The 17,175-nt window shown below is 66.6% G+C and carries 20 protein-coding genes and 1 tRNA gene; 6 read left to right on the forward strand and 15 right to left on the reverse strand.

Annotated elements, in window-relative coordinates:
- Nucleotides 1–79: 79 nt before the first annotated feature.
- The 4 genes from ABQF30_RS17460 to ABQF30_RS17475 all read right to left on the reverse strand — a co-directional run bounded on the left by ABQF30_RS17460 (nucleotide 80) and on the right by ABQF30_RS17475 (nucleotide 2,864).
- The gene (locus ABQF30_RS17460; protein ID WP_448465998.1) at nucleotides 80–874 is read right to left on the reverse strand and encodes an acyl-CoA thioesterase; all 795 of its coding nucleotides are present in this window, start codon (nucleotides 872–874) and stop codon (nucleotides 80–82) included.
- A gap of 68 nt (nucleotides 875–942) precedes the next feature.
- Nucleotides 943–1,755, reverse strand: coding sequence for a class I SAM-dependent methyltransferase (locus ABQF30_RS17465; protein WP_448466000.1), 813 nt, complete (start codon nucleotides 1,753–1,755; stop codon nucleotides 943–945).
- Nucleotides 1,752–2,390 (reverse strand): TetR/AcrR family transcriptional regulator, encoded by a 639-nt coding sequence (locus ABQF30_RS17470; protein WP_448466002.1) that lies wholly within the window; start codon nucleotides 2,388–2,390, stop codon nucleotides 1,752–1,754. The genes ABQF30_RS17465 and ABQF30_RS17470 overlap by 4 nt, the downstream gene beginning before the upstream one ends.
- A gap of 63 nt (nucleotides 2,391–2,453) precedes the next feature.
- Complete coding sequence (locus ABQF30_RS17475; RefSeq protein ID WP_448466004.1) at nucleotides 2,454–2,864, reverse strand: nuclear transport factor 2 family protein; 411 nt, start codon at nucleotides 2,862–2,864, stop codon at nucleotides 2,454–2,456.
- A gap of 78 nt (nucleotides 2,865–2,942) precedes the next feature.
- Here ABQF30_RS17475 and ABQF30_RS17480 point away from each other — a divergent pair, with 78 nt between their 5' ends.
- Nucleotides 2,943–3,722: a TetR/AcrR family transcriptional regulator C-terminal domain-containing protein gene (locus ABQF30_RS17480; RefSeq protein ID WP_448466006.1), complete on the forward strand. Its 780-nt coding sequence runs from the start codon at nucleotides 2,943–2,945 to the stop codon at nucleotides 3,720–3,722.
- Nucleotides 3,723–3,777: 55 nt separating this feature from the next.
- On the opposite strand, the gene ABQF30_RS17485 is transcribed toward ABQF30_RS17480, so the two are convergent.
- The 7 genes from ABQF30_RS17485 to ponA2 form a co-directional block, all read right to left on the reverse strand.
- A tRNA-Pro gene (locus tag ABQF30_RS17485) sits at nucleotides 3,778–3,851 on the reverse strand.
- A gap of 86 nt (nucleotides 3,852–3,937) precedes the next feature.
- The gene (locus tag ABQF30_RS17490; RefSeq protein ID WP_448466008.1) at nucleotides 3,938–4,201 is read right to left on the reverse strand and encodes an SHOCT domain-containing protein; all 264 of its coding nucleotides are present in this window, start codon (nucleotides 4,199–4,201) and stop codon (nucleotides 3,938–3,940) included.
- 78 nt (nucleotides 4,202–4,279) lie between these two features.
- The gene (locus ABQF30_RS17495; protein WP_448466010.1) at nucleotides 4,280–4,945 is read right to left on the reverse strand and encodes a response regulator transcription factor; all 666 of its coding nucleotides are present in this window, start codon (nucleotides 4,943–4,945) and stop codon (nucleotides 4,280–4,282) included.
- Nucleotides 4,945–6,099: a sensor histidine kinase gene (locus tag ABQF30_RS17500; RefSeq protein WP_448466012.1), complete on the reverse strand. Its 1,155-nt coding sequence runs from the start codon at nucleotides 6,097–6,099 to the stop codon at nucleotides 4,945–4,947. The genes ABQF30_RS17495 and ABQF30_RS17500 overlap by 1 nt, the downstream gene beginning before the upstream one ends.
- Nucleotides 6,100–6,284: 185 nt before the next feature.
- The gene (locus ABQF30_RS17505; protein WP_448466014.1) at nucleotides 6,285–7,391 is read right to left on the reverse strand and encodes an L-cysteine desulfhydrase Cds1; all 1,107 of its coding nucleotides are present in this window, start codon (nucleotides 7,389–7,391) and stop codon (nucleotides 6,285–6,287) included.
- A 12-nt stretch (nucleotides 7,392–7,403) separates the two neighbouring features.
- The gene (locus tag ABQF30_RS17510; protein WP_448466016.1) at nucleotides 7,404–8,378 is read right to left on the reverse strand and encodes a metallophosphoesterase; all 975 of its coding nucleotides are present in this window, start codon (nucleotides 8,376–8,378) and stop codon (nucleotides 7,404–7,406) included.
- 81 nt (nucleotides 8,379–8,459) lie between these two features.
- Nucleotides 8,460–10,886: a transglycosylase/D,D-transpeptidase PonA2 gene (gene ponA2, locus ABQF30_RS17515; RefSeq protein ID WP_448466018.1), complete on the reverse strand. Its 2,427-nt coding sequence runs from the start codon at nucleotides 10,884–10,886 to the stop codon at nucleotides 8,460–8,462.
- A gap of 295 nt (nucleotides 10,887–11,181) precedes the next feature.
- On the opposite strand from ponA2, the gene ABQF30_RS17520 reads away from it, so the two are divergent.
- Complete coding sequence (locus ABQF30_RS17520) at nucleotides 11,182–11,532, forward strand: WhiB family transcriptional regulator (RefSeq protein WP_448466020.1); 351 nt, start codon at nucleotides 11,182–11,184, stop codon at nucleotides 11,530–11,532.
- 9 nt (nucleotides 11,533–11,541) lie between these two features.
- Here ABQF30_RS17520 and ABQF30_RS17525 read toward each other — a convergent pair whose 3' ends face one another.
- Both ABQF30_RS17525 and ABQF30_RS17530 read right to left on the reverse strand, forming a co-directional pair.
- Nucleotides 11,542–12,672 (reverse strand): ATPase BagB, encoded by a 1,131-nt coding sequence (locus ABQF30_RS17525; protein WP_448466022.1) that lies wholly within the window; start codon nucleotides 12,670–12,672, stop codon nucleotides 11,542–11,544.
- 2 nt (nucleotides 12,673–12,674) lie between these two features.
- A complete protein-coding gene (locus ABQF30_RS17530; protein WP_448466587.1) occupies nucleotides 12,675–13,715 on the reverse strand; it encodes an ATPase BagA in 1,041 nt (346 codons plus the stop codon).
- A 44-nt stretch (nucleotides 13,716–13,759) separates the two neighbouring features.
- On the opposite strand from ABQF30_RS17530, the gene ABQF30_RS17535 reads away from it, so the two are divergent.
- The 3 genes from ABQF30_RS17535 (at nucleotide 13,760) to ABQF30_RS17545 (ending at nucleotide 15,203) form a co-directional block, all read left to right on the forward strand.
- Complete coding sequence (locus tag ABQF30_RS17535; RefSeq protein ID WP_317154953.1) at nucleotides 13,760–13,921, forward strand: Sp36 family protein; 162 nt, start codon at nucleotides 13,760–13,762, stop codon at nucleotides 13,919–13,921.
- Nucleotides 13,918–14,382 carry a RidA family protein gene (locus ABQF30_RS17540; RefSeq protein ID WP_448466025.1) on the forward strand — a complete coding sequence of 155 codons (465 nt, stop codon included), beginning with the start codon at nucleotides 13,918–13,920 and terminating at the stop codon, nucleotides 14,380–14,382. The genes ABQF30_RS17535 and ABQF30_RS17540 overlap by 4 nt, the downstream gene beginning before the upstream one ends.
- 89 nt (nucleotides 14,383–14,471) lie before the next feature.
- Nucleotides 14,472–15,203: an MBL fold metallo-hydrolase gene (locus ABQF30_RS17545; RefSeq protein WP_448466589.1), complete on the forward strand. Its 732-nt coding sequence runs from the start codon at nucleotides 14,472–14,474 to the stop codon at nucleotides 15,201–15,203.
- 4 nt (nucleotides 15,204–15,207) lie between these two features.
- Here the strand turns inward: ABQF30_RS17545 and crp are convergent, their stop codons facing one another.
- Nucleotides 15,208–15,882: a cAMP-activated global transcriptional regulator CRP gene (gene crp / locus ABQF30_RS17550; protein ID WP_003883807.1), complete on the reverse strand. Its 675-nt coding sequence runs from the start codon at nucleotides 15,880–15,882 to the stop codon at nucleotides 15,208–15,210.
- 87 nt (nucleotides 15,883–15,969) lie between these two features.
- Nucleotides 15,970–16,293, reverse strand: coding sequence for a hypothetical protein (locus ABQF30_RS17555; protein ID WP_448466027.1), 324 nt, complete (start codon nucleotides 16,291–16,293; stop codon nucleotides 15,970–15,972).
- Between the two features lie 107 nt (nucleotides 16,294–16,400).
- Between ABQF30_RS17555 and nth the strand changes: the two genes are divergently transcribed.
- Nucleotides 16,401–17,174, forward strand: a complete 774-nt coding sequence (gene nth, locus ABQF30_RS17560) for an endonuclease III (RefSeq protein ID WP_448466029.1) — start codon at nucleotides 16,401–16,403, stop codon at nucleotides 17,172–17,174.
- The last annotated feature ends 1 nt before the right edge of the window (nucleotide 17,175 follow it).

Genomic DNA, 17,175 nt, shown 5'->3' on the forward strand with positions numbered 1-17,175 from the left:
CGATTTCTTATTGTCCGACCTGCCGGTTTATTGCGTCAACGCGTGCTTCGTCACAAACCTGACAGCTGTCAACGGTGGTTCACATGCGCCACAGGGCTTCTTGGGTCACGCTGGCCACCAGCGTGCCGTCGGCGGCGTACAGCGAACCCGCCGCCAGCCCACGCGAATCGTTGTGGTTAACCGAACGAACCTCGTAGCGATGCCACGCGGCCGGACTGAACGGGCGGTGAAACCAGATGGAATGGTCGAGGCTCGCGGCGAAGCCGAGGTCAGCCCGCAGGGGAGTTTGCGGTGGTAGCGCCGCAGGTACCGGTCCGAGGTCCGACATGTAGGTAAGGGCGCACGCCCGGATCAAAGGATCGTCCTCGATCTGTTCATGGGTCCTGATCCAGAACGGCGGGACCGCGAATTCCGAATCGTCGCCCGCCATGGTGCGCAATTCGAACAGGTCCCCGAAGTCGACGACCGCACTCTTGGCGATCGCGGATTCGAACTCGAGGATCGGGGTGCTTTCGGGTTGCCAGTCGACGCCTGGCTCGGGTTTGTGGAACGACGCGATCATCTCCAGGATGACCGCGCCGTCCTGGATTGCGGTGACCCGTCGGGTGGCGAATGCACGCCCGTCCCGGGTGCGCTCGACGTGGAACTCGACATCGGCGTCGTACCGGCCGCCGCGGACGAAGTAGGCGTGCAGCGACTGCGGCAGCTTGTCGGCCTCGACTGTGGCGCCGGCCGCGGCCAGCGACTGCGCCGCGATCAGGCCGCCGAAGAGCCGCTCGACCGCCCCGCTTCGGGGTTCACGAATCCGGAAGACGTCACCGACACGGTCGAACCGCAGCAGATTGCTTATCCAACTCGTGGTAGAGGCCGTCATCGCAGTGACGCTACCGACCGCTTGGTTGAGACCTCCGTCACGCCTGTTGGGTGACCAACGGGCCGGCGTCAGCCGAATGTGTACCGCAGCGGGCGGCCGAGGCGGCGCACTGCGGGCACTCGGTACATGGCGTGCAGCAGGCGCCGGTTCAGCCAGGACAGGTGCTGCTCCATGCCGGGTGCGTCGGAGTACCAGAGTTCGGCGTCGAACCTCAGGCCGGGCACTGCGCGCTCGAGGTCACGCGGATCCCCGATGCTCCAGCCCAGCCTGGCGCCTGAGGCTTTCACGCAGCCGTAGCGCTGCAGGAACCACAGACCTCCCCGGCCGTAGCCGTCGAAAAGCAGTTGGCCGGAAGGGAAATGGTCGGTGATGCGGCGCAGCAGGGCGATGCCGTCGTCGGCCGGCAGGTACGGCGTCACGCCCTCGGCGACGACCAGCACGGGCGTCTCGCCGGTGATCCCGTCAAGCAGCGTCGGATCGGTGAGGGACTTGGCGATCATCGGAACCTCGGAGCCGAAGAGCTTGCGCCGCAACGCGATCACGTCGGGAAAGTCGACGTCGTACCAGGCGACGGATGGCGGCGGGGCCACCCGGTAGACCCTGGTGTCCAGGCCGCAACCCAGGTGCAGGACGGTGCAGTGCGGGTGAGCGGCGATGAACTGCCCGGCCCAGGTGTCGTATGCTCTGGCCCGCACCGCGAGGGACAGGTGGTCAGTGCGGCGGATCCGCAGCTTGCTGAAGTCGTAGTCGACGCGACCCAGCGCCTCGTCGGCCGCGGTGTCCTGCAGGATCGAATCTGGGCGCCGGCTTTCCATTGCCTTGCCGTAGAGCGTGGCAAGCGTGGTCTCCTGCGCTCCGGTGAGGCTGACTTTCTCGGTCATTTGTGTTGCTCCTGCTGGTAACGGTCTAAACCACTGCGCACCAACGACATCAGGTCGGCACCGGCCAGATCGGGCGATATCGCGTCGAGCACCGCTGCGCTGATCCGGGTGAGCACCTCGGGGGTGAGCGCCTGCCCGCCGAGCGCGCGGACCAGATGCGGGTGCAGTACCCATACCCCGAGCCGCATCGCGACGTGGACCGCGGCCAGGGTCCGCAGATCCTGTTGCGCGGCGCGGCCCTGCGGAGGATGGGTGGTGAGGTACTGCTCGGTCAGTTCCACGAGACCATCGAAGAGCCTTGTGGCTCCGGGTGATTCGTCGACCAAGGCCCGTGAGACGTAGCGCAGCACGATAGGTGCGCTCTGGTAGACCTCGCCGAGATAGCCGGGGTCGGCGATCGCCTGCCCGTCTACACCGTCGGCGATCACGCGGCGAAGGTAGTCCATGACGTAGGCGTCGCACGCGTCGCGCAGGCCCTGCTTGTTGCCGAAGTGATGGGAGACCAGGCCCGGAGCCACATTTGCTTCGGTGGCGATCGTGCGGATGGTCGTTTCCTTCACGCCGTGTTCGGCGAACAGGCGCATGGCTGCGTCCCTGATCCGTGCCCTCGCGGTGACATCCTCGGTTGGACGCATGGTCAGTAGTTTAAACAGATGACCAGTTGATTGGTCAAGTGTTCAGTCAGTGCAACGCCGGCTTCAGTTGTCGCCCCAGCCGCCCTGAACCATGGTTTGAAATTTCCACGCGTCCGCCGACTTGACCAGGAGATCGCCGTATCGCACCTGCTGACTGAAATCCCCGACGGTGATGGTCGCGTCGGTGATGACGAAGACGAGGTTCTCGTTGATGAAGTGCGGCGTGCGGGTGGAGTCCATGGTGAATTCGCCGTCGGCGCTCAACTGTTCGGCCATCTGCGCCACGAAGCGCTCGCGGTCACACGACTCCGCGCGGCCGTCGGTGACCTCGTTGATCGGAAACATCGCCTGGTCCGCCATCCCTTCGATGTCCTTGGCCACCGCCAGGGCGTCGTATCGCTCGAACCAGGCGATGACCTCGTCGAGGTCCGCTTGGGTGGGGCGGAAGTCATTTCTCGGGGGCACGGTGGTCATGGCGTCTCCTTGCTCTCCAAACATCTCTGTACGTCGTACACTATACGTTGTACAGGAAGGGCCGAAGGTGAGGCGACTATGAGCAGGCGTGCGGGCGAGCGGAGCAGCGCGGGCGATCCGATACGCACGCTCGAACTGTTGTGGCGGGAGCCTGGCCAGACGGCGCCGACCCGAGGCCCCAGGCAACGCACCACCGTCGACGCGCTGATCGCGGCCGCCATCGACATCGCAGACACCGACGGACTCGGTGCGCTGACCATCCGCTCTGTCGCCGCCAAACTGGGTGTCACGCCTATGGCCACCTATACCTACGTCCCGGGCAAGGCCGAACTGCTCGATCTCATGCTGGATACCGTCTACCAACAGATGCCACGTGCCGATCTCACCGGAATGCCCTGGCGGCAAAGGGTCTCGGTCATCGCCGACGAGAACCGAAAGATGCTCGATCGCCATCCGTGGGTCGCCTACCTGCCCACCACCCGCCCTCCGCTGGGCCCAGGCGTAGTAGGCAAGTACGAGCACGAGTTGGGCGCCTTCGACGGCCTCGGCCTCACCGACCTCGACATGGACGCCGCGCTCACCCATGTCCTTGGCTTCGTCACGTCCGTCGCTCGCATTGCCATCGATACTCGCCGAGCCGCCTCCGACAGCGGTGTGAGCGACCACGAATGGTGGGAGCGCACCGGCCCACTGTTGGCGCGTGTCTTCGACGAGGACCGGTACCCATTGGCCTCGCGAGTGGGCTCAGCGGCCGGTCAGGCCTACGACAGTGCCTACAGTGCCGCCCATGCCTACGAATTCGGATTGGCTCGGGTGCTGGACGGTCTCGTGAACCTCATCGAAAAACCCGAGCAATAGAAAAGGCCCTGACCTGGAGAACCAGTCAGAGCCTTTCATCTGCGACAAACGCGAGTCGGGGTGGCGGGATTCGAACCCACGACCTCTTCGTCCCGAACGAAGCACGCTACCAAGCTGCGCCACACCCCGCGTGAAGCCACGACAGCGTATCGCACCGTGGCGGTCGAAAGCCAAACGGTTATGGCTCGCCGAGGGCTCCACGCGGGAACAACAGCTCAGCGGCGGGTCTCGCGCAGCACCGCCAGCCGTTCGCGGTATTCGGCCTCGTTGACCTCACCCTTGGCGTACGCATCGCGCAGGGTGCGTTCGCCGCCGCGGCCGCGGAATCGCCGGAGCAGGTAGACGACGCCGACGATCACCAGCGTCCAGAACGTGATGGGGATGAGGACGAACCACGGATTCCAGTCATGGTCGGCGAACCGCCCGCCGTGTTCGGCCAGGAATGCAGTTGCAGTGGGGGTGATTTCGTAGATGCTCATGCCTCAAGCCTGCGGCGTGCGAACCCCCAAAGCATCGGCCCGCGGGCGTCGATTCTCCTACGCCGCGGCGCGTACCCGTCACCCCTGCCAGCCGGGGCGCACCAGCCCGCTCTCGTAGGCGAGCACCACCAACTGGGTGCGGTCCCGCGCGCCGAGCTTGGTCAGGATGCGGCTGACGTGGGTGCGGGCGGTGGCCGGGCTCATGAACAGCCGCTCGCCGATCTCGGCGTTGGTCAACCCCTCGGCCACCAAGGCCATCACCTCACGTTCGCGTGCGGTCAGGTCGGGCAGCGCAGGGGCGATCGGCGTCTTGGCGTGCGCGGCGAACTCCGACACCAGCCGGCGGGTCACCGAAGGTGAGAGCAGTGCGTCACCGGCCGCGACCACCCGGACCGCCCGCACCAGTTCGGCCGGCTCGGTGTGCTTGACGAGGAAGCCGCTTGCCCCCGCCCGCATGGCCTCGAACACGTACTCGTCGAGCTCGAACGTGGTCAGCACCACGACCCGCACCGCGGACAGGGTCGGATCCTCGGCGATCGCCCGGGTGGCGGCCAGCCCATCCATCTCGGGCATCCGGATGTCCATCAACACGACATCGGGCCGCGTCTCGACGGCGGCCGCCAGCGCAGCGGAACCGGTATCCGCTTCGGCTACCACCTCGATGCCGTCCTGAGCATCGAGCAGCGCGACGAACCCGGCCCGCACCAGCGCCTGATCGTCTGCAACCACAACCCGAATCGTCATCAGCCATGGTCACTTTCGTCGAGCGGGAACCTGGCCCGCACGCTGAAACCGCCGGGTACGCGGTTGGCGGTGAAGACCCCACGCAGTGCCCTGACCCGCTCTCGCATGCCGGTGATTCCGCTGCCGCCTGCCGGCGGTCCGTCGCCGCGCGGGCGGCCGTCGTTGTCGATCGACACCGCGAACTCGGCAGGCCCGTACTCGACGGTGACTCTCGCGTCCGTCGCCGTGGAGTGCCGAACCACGTTGGTCAGCGATTCCTGCACGATGCGCGCTGCCGCCACATCGATCACCGCGGGCAGCGGCCGCGGCTCACCGTGCACCGCCGTCGTCACGGTCAGTCCGGTGGCGCGCGCGGGGCTCAGCAGCCTGTCCAGATCGGCGATGCCCGGTGTCGGCGCGGTGGGCTCGCCGCCGTCGGTGCGTAGCGCCGTAACCAGCGAGTGCACATCCGAAATGGCTTGGCGGCTGGCCTCTTTGATCGCTGCGAGCGCGGGGCCGGCGCGCTGCGGCTGGGCATCGAGGAGTTCCAGGGCGACCGAGGACTGCACGTTGATCATCGACAGGCTGTGGGCAAGCACGTCATGCAGCTCGCGGGCGATGGCCAGCCGCGCGGCGGTGGCCTGGCGCTGCTGCTCGGACCGCGCCTGCAGCGCCATCGCATCACGACGTTGCCGGCGCGCCACCAGGACCGAGCGGCGCTGCCGCAGCCCCTCGGCGATGGCGATCAGCACCAGCAGCCAGGACCCCAGCGCGCCGATGACCTCCAGCGGAGGGCCCGGCGCACCCCGCAACCAAGGCACGAGCCATGCCATCGCCACCCAGCCGAGCACCGGCAGCGGGTAGGTCCACCACCGCGGCCCGCTGGTGGCGGCCTGCAGGAATGCCACCACCAGCGACAAGAAGGCCGGCCCGGGACCGAACCCGGCCAGGAGGTAGGTCAGCGTGATCGCCAGCACCGCCAGCAGCACCGGATAGGGGTGGCGGATGCGGGCCAGCAGTGCCACCGGCCCGGCGATCAGCAACAGGTAGCCGAACCAGTTCAGCGGCAGCCAATGCGCATCGGGAACGCGATGTCGCATACCCGTGCTGCCGAACACCTGAATGGCCGCTACGACCAGCGGCACCAGCCAAACCACCGGGCGGCGGAGGTCCATGACTCCAGAACCTAGTCCGACGCCGGACGCCCCGGCATCCGCTCAGCGGCGTATGTCACCGTCCGCGCAGGGAAGGATGTGACGCGTCATGGCGTTGTAGAGGGCATGACCGTGTTGGGCGCCGCCATCTATCTGGGGTTCTTCGCCGTCGCTGCGTTGTGGTTGTTCCTGACGGCCGACGCGGATCAGGACCAGGAACCGGACCGCTCGAACTCGGCCAGCACCGCAGCCGGGCCCGACGGATCCAATCCTTGGTTGGTCAGCCAGTCGTCGTCGAAGTAGGTATCGGCATAGCGGTCGCCGCTGTCGGCCAGCAGGGTCACCACCGAACCGCTGCGGCCGTGCTTGATCATCTCGGCCAGCAACGCGAACGCCCCCCACAGGTTTGTCCCTGTCGACGGCCCGACCCGTCGGCCAAGGACCGTGCTGACGTGGTGGGCGGCCGCGACTGAGGCGGAGTCCGGAACCGCAATCATGCAATCCACCACGTCTGGCAGGAACGACGGTTCCACCCGCGGGCGGCCGATGCCCTCGATCCGTGACGACCCGGCGGTGACGACGTCGTCGCGACCCTGCGAGTAGCCGGGAAAGAACGCCGAGTTCTCCGGGTCGACGACGCAGAGCTGGGTGGCGTGCCTGCGGTAGCGGATGAACCGACCGATGGTCGCACTGGTGCCGCCGGTGCCCGCGCCCACCACGATCCACTCCGGAATCGGATGCGGCTCCAGGCGCATCTGCTCGAAGATCGACTCCGCGATGTTGTTGTTGCCGCGCCAGTCGGTGGCCCGCTCGGCGTTGGTGAACTGATCCAGGTAGTGGCCGCCCGTCTCCTCGGCCAGCCGCTGCGCTTCGGCATACACCTGCGACGACTCCGCGACGAAATGGCAACGGCCACCCTGAGCTTCGATGAGGGCGATCTTCGATGCGCTGGTCGACGACGTCATCACCGCGATGAACGGCAGACCCAGCAGCGCCGCGAAATACGCCTCTGAGACCGCCGTCGAACCGGACGACGCCTCGATCACCGTGGTGTTCTCTTCGATCCACCCGTTACACAGTCCGTACAGGAACAGTGACCGCGCCAGCCGGTGCTTGAGGCTGCCGGTGATGTGGGTGGATTCGTCCTTGAGGTACAGCGCGACATCTGAATCAGGACCGATGCCGTCGCACCACGCCGCGGGGAGGGGATAGCGCAGCAGATGAGTGTCGGCGCTGCGTTTGGCATCTGCCTCGATCAGCCGCACCGCGTTGTCAACCCACTGGCGCGGCCGGGTGCGCGACGCGGTCGTCATACCGTCAGCAGATCAGCGCGCCGAGACCGCCGGCGAAGATTGACCGGCACGTGACCCGGCGTGCCCACCGCCCGTCGGCGCGGCCACCAGGGTCAACAGCGAGGCCTCCGGGCGGCAGCAGAACCGCACCGGCGCGAACGGCGAGGTGCCGATGCCCGCCGACACGTGCAGTGCCATGTTGGCGCCCCACCGGGACGCGCCCTTGGCTCGCGACCGATCCAGTTCGCAGTTGGTGACGACCGCACCGTAGAACGGCAGGCACAACTGGCCGCCGTGCGTGTGCCCGGCCAGCACCAGCTGATAGCCGTCGGCGGCGAAGCGGTCCAGCACCCGCGGCTCGGGTGAGTGGGTGAGCCCCAGCGTCAGGTTCGCCACGGCATTCGCCGGACCGGCGATCGTGTCGTACCGGTCCCGTTTGAGGTGCGGATCGTCGACACCGGCCACCGAGATGTGCAGCCCGCCAACCTCGATGTCGCGGCGGGTGTGGGTGAGGTCGAACCAGCCCCGTTCGGTGAACGCCGCCCGCAGGTCCTGCCAGGGCAGCGGCTCACCGTGTACCCGATGCTGTGGATTGGTCAGGTAGTTCAGCGGGTTCTTGAGCCGCGGTGCGAAGTAGTCGTTGCTACCGAACACGAACAGGCCGGGCACCGAGAGCAGCTCGGTCAGCGACTGCACGACGGCAGGCACCGCCTTCGGGTGCGCCAGATTGTCACCCGTGTTGACCACCAGGTCGGGTTCCAACTTGGCCAGCTCCCGCAGCCAGGCCTGCTTGCGGCGCTGGTTGGGCCGCATGTGCAGATCGGAAAGATGCAGCACCCGCAGCGGCGAGGAGCCCGGTGCGAGCACCGGCATGGTCGCTTCCCGCAGCACGAAGGCGTTCCGCTCGATCAGGGATGCGTAGCCGATCCCGGCCACCAACGAGCCTGCGGTGACGGCGGCTGCCTTCTTGACTACCGAGGCGGTCTTGACGACTGAAACGGCTGACATGCACGCAGCCTACTGCCCCATGCTGTGACTGACCGATTTCACGCAGGCCCACGTGGGCAACTGCACATTACGGTGCGTCGATCACGGTGGCGGCGGCGGTGGGCCCAGCACCGGCACGGTGATCGGCGGCAGTCCGGGGATCTGAACGACGGTCTGGCCGATCTCCGGCGGCAGCGGGATCGAAATCGGCGGCGGCGGTGGCGGTGGCGCGATGCCGTTGCTGACCTGGATCGTGACGATCGAGCCCGGGATGGTCTGCCCGCTGGGTGTGGTGCCGACGACGGTGCCGTACCGCGAGCTGCTGTTCACCATGGCGGCCCCGTCGGCGACCTGGAACCCGGCCTCCTTGATCCGCTGGCGGGCGGCTCTCTCGTCGAGGCCGGACACGCTGGGCACCTGCGAGCCGGGCCCGCCGTCGACGAAGCGCGGATCCGTGGGCGGCAGGACGACCGGCCCGAAGTTGTTGGCGATGGGCTTCATCGCGGTGAACCAGGTGCGGGCCGGCTCGTTACCGCCGTACAGGTCGCCGTCACCGCACTTGCGCAGGGGGAATGAGCACAGCTCGCCCGGGCTGGAGGAGTCGTCGTAGATGTAGTTGGCGGCGGCGTACTGATTGGTGAAGCCCAGGAACCCGGACGAGCGGTGCGCCTCAGTGGTGCCGGTCTTGCCCGACATCGGCAGATCCCATCCGACCGACCCGGCCGCGCCGGAGGCGGTACCGCCGGCTTGATCGTCCTTGCTCATCGCGTTGGCGAGGGTGTTGGCCAGGCCCTCGGGGACCGCCTGCTCGCAGGTCTCGGTGGTCACCGACACCTCCTGGCCGCGGCGGTCGATCACCTGGGCGATCGGGTTGGGCGGGCACCACGTGCCGCCGGAGGCCAGGGTCGCCGCGACATTTGAGAGCTCGAGTGCGTTGATCTCGATGGGACCCAGCGTGAAGGAGCCGATGTTCTGGCGTTTGACGAAGTCGGCCAGGCTCTCGTTGCTGTCCGGGTCGTAATCGCGGGCGGTTCCCGGCAGGGCGTAGGAGCGCAGACCCAGACGCACCGCCATGTCGACCGCGCGCTGCACGCCGACCTGTGAGATGAGCTTGGCGAATGCGGTGTTCGGCGAGGTGGCCAGCGCCTTGGTGACGTCCATGGTGCCGCTGGTGCCCCCGACGTTGCTCACACACCAGGTGGCTGCCGGGCATCCAGGGGTGTCGCTGCTGCCCAGCCCCTTGGCCTGGAAGGAGCGGGGCACCTGCAGCTGGGTGTTGATGCCCATCCCCATGTCCATCGCCGCGGCCGTGGTGAAGAGCTTGAAGATCGACCCGGCGCCGTCACCCACCAACGAAAACGGTTGTGGCTGCATGGTTTCACCGGCATCGATGTTGAGGCCGTAGGTGCGGTTGCTCGCCATGGCCAGGACCGGGTGGGATTCCTTGCCGGGTTTGATGACGCTCATGACGCTGGCGCCGTCGCCGGTCGGGCTGGCGACACTGTCGACCGCGGATTTCACCGGCACCTGCACATCGGGATCCAGTGTGGTCTTGATCAGGTATCCGCCCCTGGCCACCTGCTCCTTGGACAGGCCGGCGCGCGCCAGGTACTCCAGCGCGTAGTCGCAGAAGAACGCCCGGTCACCGGCCGCGATGCAGCCGCGGGGCAGCTGGTTGGGCTGCGGCAGAATGCCCAGCGGCTGCTGCTTGGCCGCCCGCAGCGCCTCGGCCTCCTGCGGGATGTTGTCGATCATCGTGTCCAGCACCAGGTTCCGGCGGGCCAGTGCACCGTCGGGATTGGTGTACGGATTCAGCGTGCTGGTGGACTGGACCATGCCGGCCAGGAGCGCGGCCTGCTGCCAGTTGAGCTCGGAGGCGTTGATGCCGAAGTACGTCTGGGCAGCGTCCTGGACGCCGAACGCCCCGTTACCGAACGAGACGAGGTTCAAGTAGCGGGTCAGGATCTCCGGTTTGGTGAAAGTCTTGTCGAGCGTGAGCGCCATCCTGATCTCACGCAGCTTGCGCGCCGGGGTGGTCTCGATCGCCGCGCGCCGCTCGGCATCGGTCTGTGCGACCACCAGCAGCTGGTAGTTCTTCACGTACTGCTGCTCGAGCGTCGAACCACCGCGGGTGTCCAGGTCGCCACGCATGTAACCGGCGAGGCCGGTCAGTGTGCCCTGCCAGTCCACACCGTTGTGTTCGGCAAACCGTTTGTCCTCGATGGACACGATGGCCAACTTCATCGTGTTGGCGATCTGCTCGCTGGGCACCTCGAACCGGCGCTGCGAGTACAGCCACGCAATGGTGTTGCCCTTGGCGTCGACCATCGTCGACACCTGCGGTACCTCACCCTCCACGAGCGCTGCCGACCCGTTGGCAACCACGTCGGAAGCCCGGTTGGACATCAGGCCGAACCCACCGACCACCGGGAACATGAACGCGGCCGCCAGCACGCTGGCAAGCAGGCAGCACCAGGCGAGCTTGGTGACCGTGACCGCGGTGGGCGGTCGAGTCGACGGCTCCGGCATGCGTACAGAGTAACGAGCTTGCTGGCGCGGACTCCGGGCGAGCAGGCCGATCGCGACCAGGGGTTCTCGCTGGGGAAACGTCGACGGTTGCCGTAACCCGGTCAGACGGCACGCCCGTCCCAAAAAAGTGGGTCGCAAACTGTTGCGTTAATACCCTCTGACCACCTAGCTTGGACACACAGTGCGATCCAGGTAACACACTCTGGCGCAATGTGGTGCAGATCGCATCCGCGTTCTGCATCGGAGGGCTCGATGCCAGCCATCAGGGGTAGATGGCAGGAACGAAGGGATCGCTGTGTCAGGTACACGGACTGTCAACGTGAGCACTTCCACTCCAACCTCCCACTTGGTCCACGGTGGTGAGACCGAAGCCCGGATTGCATGGGTGTCGCAGGCGCGATGCCGGCAGGCCGACCCTGACGAGTTGTTCGTCCGTGGTGCAGCGCAGCGCAAAGCCGCAGTCATCTGCCGGCACTGCCCGGTGATCCTCGAATGCGGCGCTGACGCGCTCGACAACCGCGTGGAATTCGGTGTGTGGGGCGGCATGACCGAGCGCCAGCGCCGCGCCCTTCTCAAGCAACATCCCGAGGTCAGTTCCTGGGCGGACTTCTTCGCCGCCCAGCGCAAACATCGCAGTGCTGTTTAACGCAAGTGTCTAGGCGGGTTCTGCGACGCCGGTGATCTGATCGGCGATCGCCCGCAGCGCTTCCAGATCGGACACGTCGAACGGTAGTGACGGCACCCCGACGATCGCCACATGCGGGTTTGCCCCGGTGAATCGGGACAGCAGGCGCACTTCACGTTTGGCCGTCTGCGCACGGTCGGCATGGATACGCAGCACCGCCGCCGTCAGCGATTCCGGATCGTCGGCCGCCAACTCCTCGGCCGCCTCTTCTGCCTTGTCGGCGTGCAGTTCGCACAGCGTGGGGTGAGTGCGGTTGAGGATCAACCCGGCCAGCGGCATGTGCTCGCCGGCGAGCCGGTCGACGAAGAACGATGCCTCGCGCAGCGCATCGGGTTCGGCCGCCGACACCACCACGAACTGGGTGCCGCGGCGCTTGAGCAGCTCGTAGGTGCGGTCGGCCTTCTCCCGGAACCCACCGAAGGTGGCGTCCAGCGATTGCACGAAACCCGCTGCGTCGGAAAGCATTTGCGAACCCAGCACGGTGGACAACGCCTTCATGGCGAGGCCGACGGCCCCGGTGACGAGGCGTCCGATACCGCGTCCCGGCGCCAGCAGCATCCGCCACAGCCGGCTGTCCATGAAGCTGCCCAACCGTTTTGGCGCATCAAGGAAGTCGAGCGCGTTGCGCGACGGCGGGGTGTCCACGACCACGAGGTCCCACTTGTCCTCGGCCAGGAGTTGGCCCAGCTTCTCCATCGCCATGTACTCCTGCGTGCCGGCGAGTGAGGTGGCCACGGTTTGGTAGAACTGGTTCTCCAGGATGGCGTCTGCGCGATCGGTCCCGGAGTACTGGACCACCATCTCGTCGAACGTGCGCCGCATGTCGAGCATCATCGCGTGTAGTTCACCGGTCACCTCGGGTGCCAGCGGAACGCGCTGCGGAGTGTTGCCCAAATCCTTGACGCCCAGCGCCTGGGCCAGTCGCTTGGCCGGGTCGATGGTGAGCACCACGACGCTGCGGCCGTACTCGGCGGCCCGCAGCGCCATCGCGGCTGCAGTGGTGGTCTTGCCGACACCGCCTGCGCCGCAACACACTACGACGCGGTTGGAGGTATCGGCCAGGATTGTGCCCAGATCAAGGGCCGGTGGTTTTGCGCTCACGCTTATCTGACCCCCTGGGCCGCTAGTTCTTCGGCGAGTTCGTACAGGCTGCCGAGATCGACGCCATCGGCCAGCGCGGGCAGCGCCAGTCGCGGCACGTCGAGCGTATCGAGCAGCTCGGCGCTCTCTCCGCGGGCGGTGATCCGGGTGGCGTGTTGGATCGCCTCGGTCAGTAGTCCGGCGAAGTCGTTGTCGGACAAGGTGATTCCGGCCTGGGTGAGCCCGGCGCGGACGGCGTCGGCGTCCACGTCGCCCTCGGCGGCCTTGGCCAGGTCATCGGGCGACAGGTAGGCCGGGATGTTGCGGTTGACGATGACACTGCCGATCGGCAGGCCCATCTCGCTGAGGTCGTCGATCGCCTCCAGGGTCTCCTGGATGGGCAGTGCCTCCAGCAGCGTCACCAGATGGATGGCGGTCTGCTCGGAATGCAGGAGCTTGACGACACCGTCGGCCTGCGAATGCACCGGGCCACCCTTGGCCAGATCCGACACGGCCTTGGTGACGTCGAGGAAGCGTGAGATGCGCCCGGTGGGTGGGGAATCGACCACCACAGCGTCGTAGGCGGCGCGCTTTGATTTGTCTGTCTTTCCGTCCTTATTTCCGCGTACCACGATCTCTTTGATCTTGCCGGTGAGCAGGACGTCGCGCAGGCCGGGCGCGATGGTGGTGGCGAATTCGATTGCGCCGATGCGGCGCATCGCCCGGCCGGCCAGGCCGAGGTTGTAGAACATGTCGAGGTACTCCAGGAAGGCGGCCTCGATGTCGATGGCCAGAGCGTTGACCTGTCCGCCACCGTCAGCGGTGGCGACCTTGACCTCCTCGTAGGGCAGCGGTGGCACATCGAACAGCTGCGCGATGCCTTGGCGCTCCTCGACCTCCACCAGCAGCACCTTGCGGCCGCCGGCAGCCAACGCCAGGGCCAGGGCCGCGGCGATCGTGGATTTGCCGGTACCGCCCTTGCCCGTTACGAAATGCAGTCGCGCCTTGGTCAGCCGCGACGGCCAGCCGACATGTTTGGCGCCGCTCTCTGTGGTAGCCACCAGTGCATGCTAACCAAGGGATGGCGTGCGACCGATAAGCTCAGCCCATGACCGAACCGACCCGGTGGGAATACGCCACGGTGCCACTGCTGACCCACGCCACCAAACAGATCCTTGACCAGTGGGGCCACGACGGCTGGGAGCTGGTTTCGGTGCTGCCCGGGCCGACCGGTGAGCAGCATGTCGCGTATCTGAAACGACCGAAATGACCGCACCTTCTTGGTCGGGGCGCCTCGCCGAACTCGGCATCGAGCTGCCCCAGGTGGTGGCACCGCTCGCGGCCTATGTGCCTGCGGTACGGACCGGCAACCTCGTGTACACCGCAGGCCAGCTGCCCATCCAAGCCGGTGAACTGTTGGCCACCGGCAAGGTCGGCGCCGAGGTGAGTCCCGAGCAGGGCAAGTTGCTGGCTCGAGTCTGCGGGCTCAACGCGTTGGCGGCCGTGCATGCTCTGGTGGGTGTCGACGCCGTGGTCAAGGTGGTCAAGGTGGTCGGATTCGTCGCGTCCGCAAGCGGTTTCAGCGGGCAGCCCGGCATCGTCAACGGTGCCTCCGAATTGTTCGGCGAGATTTTCGGTGAAGCCGGTGCGCACGCGCGCTCGGCCGTCGGGGTGTCCGAGTTGCCGCGTGATGCGCCGGTCGAAGTGGAAATCATTGTCGAGGTCGCGTGAGTTTCGGCGGGCAGGAGCGCAGCGACCGGGGGTCAGATCTGGAGCACCCGGCCTACGGGCTGCTGAGGCCGGTCGTCGAAACAGACACGATGTCGGCCTCGGTGCTGCTGTGCAACAACCCCGGGCTGATGACGCTCGAGGGCACCAACACCTGGATCCTGCGCGCGCCGGGCAGTGACGAGATGGTGGTCGTGGATCCCGGACCCGACGACGACGAGCACATCGCCCGCATCGCCGAGTTGGGCAAGATCAGCCTCGTGTTGATCAGCCACAAGCATGAGGACCACACCGGTGGCATCGACAAGATCGTCGATGCGACCGGTGCGGTAGTCCGTTCGGTGGGCAGCGGATTCCTGCGCGGTCTGGGCGGCCCGCTGTCCGATGGTGAGGTGATCGACGCGGCGGGGCTGCGGATCACGGTGATGGCCACGCCGGGCCACACGGCGGACTCGTTGTCGTTCGTGCTCGGTGATGCTGTGCTGACTGCGGACACCGTGCTGGGGCGCGGCACGACCGTCATCGACACCGAGGACGGCAGCCTTCGTGACTATCTGCAGTCCCTGAATCGGCTGAAAGGCCTCGGCGGACGCACTGTGCTGCCCGGCCACGGTCCCGAACTCGGCGACCTTGCGGCGGTGGCCGCGATGTACCTGGCCCACCGGGAGGAACGGCTGGACCAGGTGCGTGGCGCGCTACAGGTTCTCGGTGACGACGCCAGTGCACGTCAGATCGTCGAGCATGTGTACACCGATGTCGACCAGAAACTGTGGGACGCCGCCGAGTGGAGCGTGCAAGCCCAACTCGACTACCTACGCGCCTGAAAAGCTAGCGGGCGCGGCGGGCCAGGCGCTCGGAGTCGGAGATCAGCACGCTCTTGCCCTCCAGACGGATCCAGCCGCGGTGGGCGAAGTCGGCCAATGCCTTGTTGACCGTCTCACGCGAGGCGCCGACGAGCTGGGCGATCTCTTCCTGAGTGAGATCGTGCGTGACGCGCAATGCGCCACCCTCCTGGGTGCCGAACCGCTGGGCCAGCTGGAGCAGCTGCTTGGCCACACGACCGGGCACGTCGGTGAAGATCAGGTCGGCGAGGTTGTTGTTGGTGCGACGCAGGCGCCGGGCGAGCACGCGGAGCAGCTGCTCGGCGATCTCGGGCCGGTCGGCGATCCACGCGCGCAGGGCGTCACGGTCCATGGAAACGGCGCGCACCTCGGTGATGGTGGTCGCGCTCGAGGTCCGGGGGCCCGGGTCGAAGATCGACAGCTCACCGAACATGTCCGACGGACCCATGATGGTCAGCAGGTTCTCCCGGCCGTCCGGTGAGCGGCGGCCGATCTTCACCTTGCCGGAGATGATGATGTACAGCCGGTCGCCCGGCTCGCCCTCGGCGAACACGGTATGCCCGCGCGGGAAGTCGACGGGCTGCAACTGCTTGGTCAGCGCCGATACGGCGGTGGGTTCGACTCCCTGGAAGATTCCGGCCCTGGCCAGGATCTCGTCCACGTTGCCCCTTAAGCTATTGGGTGTAATGACCTCTGACTGATAATTCCTGATCAGTCTAGAGGTACGCGGTTTCGCGACTAGCCCACGCTACACACGATTGGCATGGCGAGTCGGCTGAAACTCCGGATTGATCCCGTGCTGGTCGTAGCACCGTGTCGGCAAACGCTCACTCTCGATGCCGCCCGCCAACGTCTCAACCGCGAGGTGCCGCTCACGTAACCGTCGCTGCAAGTCGTCCAGGCTGTCGGGTCCGTCGACTCGGGCCGACTCATAGGACATGGTCGGGATGCGGGGCCAGGATCTGGCCTTGGTGACAGGTCGTTCGCGGGTCAATCCAGCTTCGAGTCGGTCGAGCCCGAACGTTGCCAGCATGAGCAACCCGGGGATGAGCGCTACCAGCAACCATGACACAAGGCAGTAGTTAACACGGCCCAGGTCTCAACGGGGTCACGAATCGTCACCGGTCAGATCCGCGGTCTGTACGAGAGGTGTCAGACCGGGTGACTACCCTGACATGCGTGACAGCGGGTGCCGCCCGAGCGGCAAGAACAGCTCGTCCCAAGAACTGGGACACCGAAACTCACCTCGGTTTGATTCGTCGCGCCCGCCGGATGAATCGTGCACTGGCCCAAGCATTTCCGCACGTGTACTGCGAGCTGGACTTCACCAACCCGCTTGAGCTCGCCGTGGCCACCATCTTGTCCGCGCAAAGCACGGACAAGCGGGTGAACCTGACCACCCCGGCGTTGTTCAAGAAGTACCGCACGGCGCTGGACTACGCGCAGGCCGACCGCACCGAGATGGAGGAGTTGATCCGGCCCACGGGGTTCTATCGGAACAAGACGAATTCGCTGATTCGGCTCGGTCAGGAGTTGGTGGCCCGATTCGACGGCAAGGTCCCCGACAACCTCGATGAGCTGGTGACCCTGCCCGGGATCGGCCGCAAGACCGCCAACGTCATCCTCGGCAACGCCTTCGACGTCCCCGGGATCACCGTCGACACCCATTTCGGGCGGCTGGTGCGCCGGTGGCGCTGGACCGCCGAGGAGGATCCGGTGAAGGTGGAGTTCGCGGTCGGTGACCTCATCGAACGCAGTGAGTGGACACTGCTGAGCCATCGGGTGATTTTCCACGGCCGCCGGGTGTGTCACGCGCGCAAACCGGCCTGCGGCGTCTGTGTGCTGTCCAAGGACTGTCCGTCCTTCGGCGCAGGCCCCACCGATCCCCTCACCGCGGCGGCACTGGTCAAAGGTCCCGAGACCGAGCATCTGCTGGCGCTGGCCGGGCTGTAGC

Source organism: Mycolicibacterium sp. XJ870 (assembly GCF_053483975.1).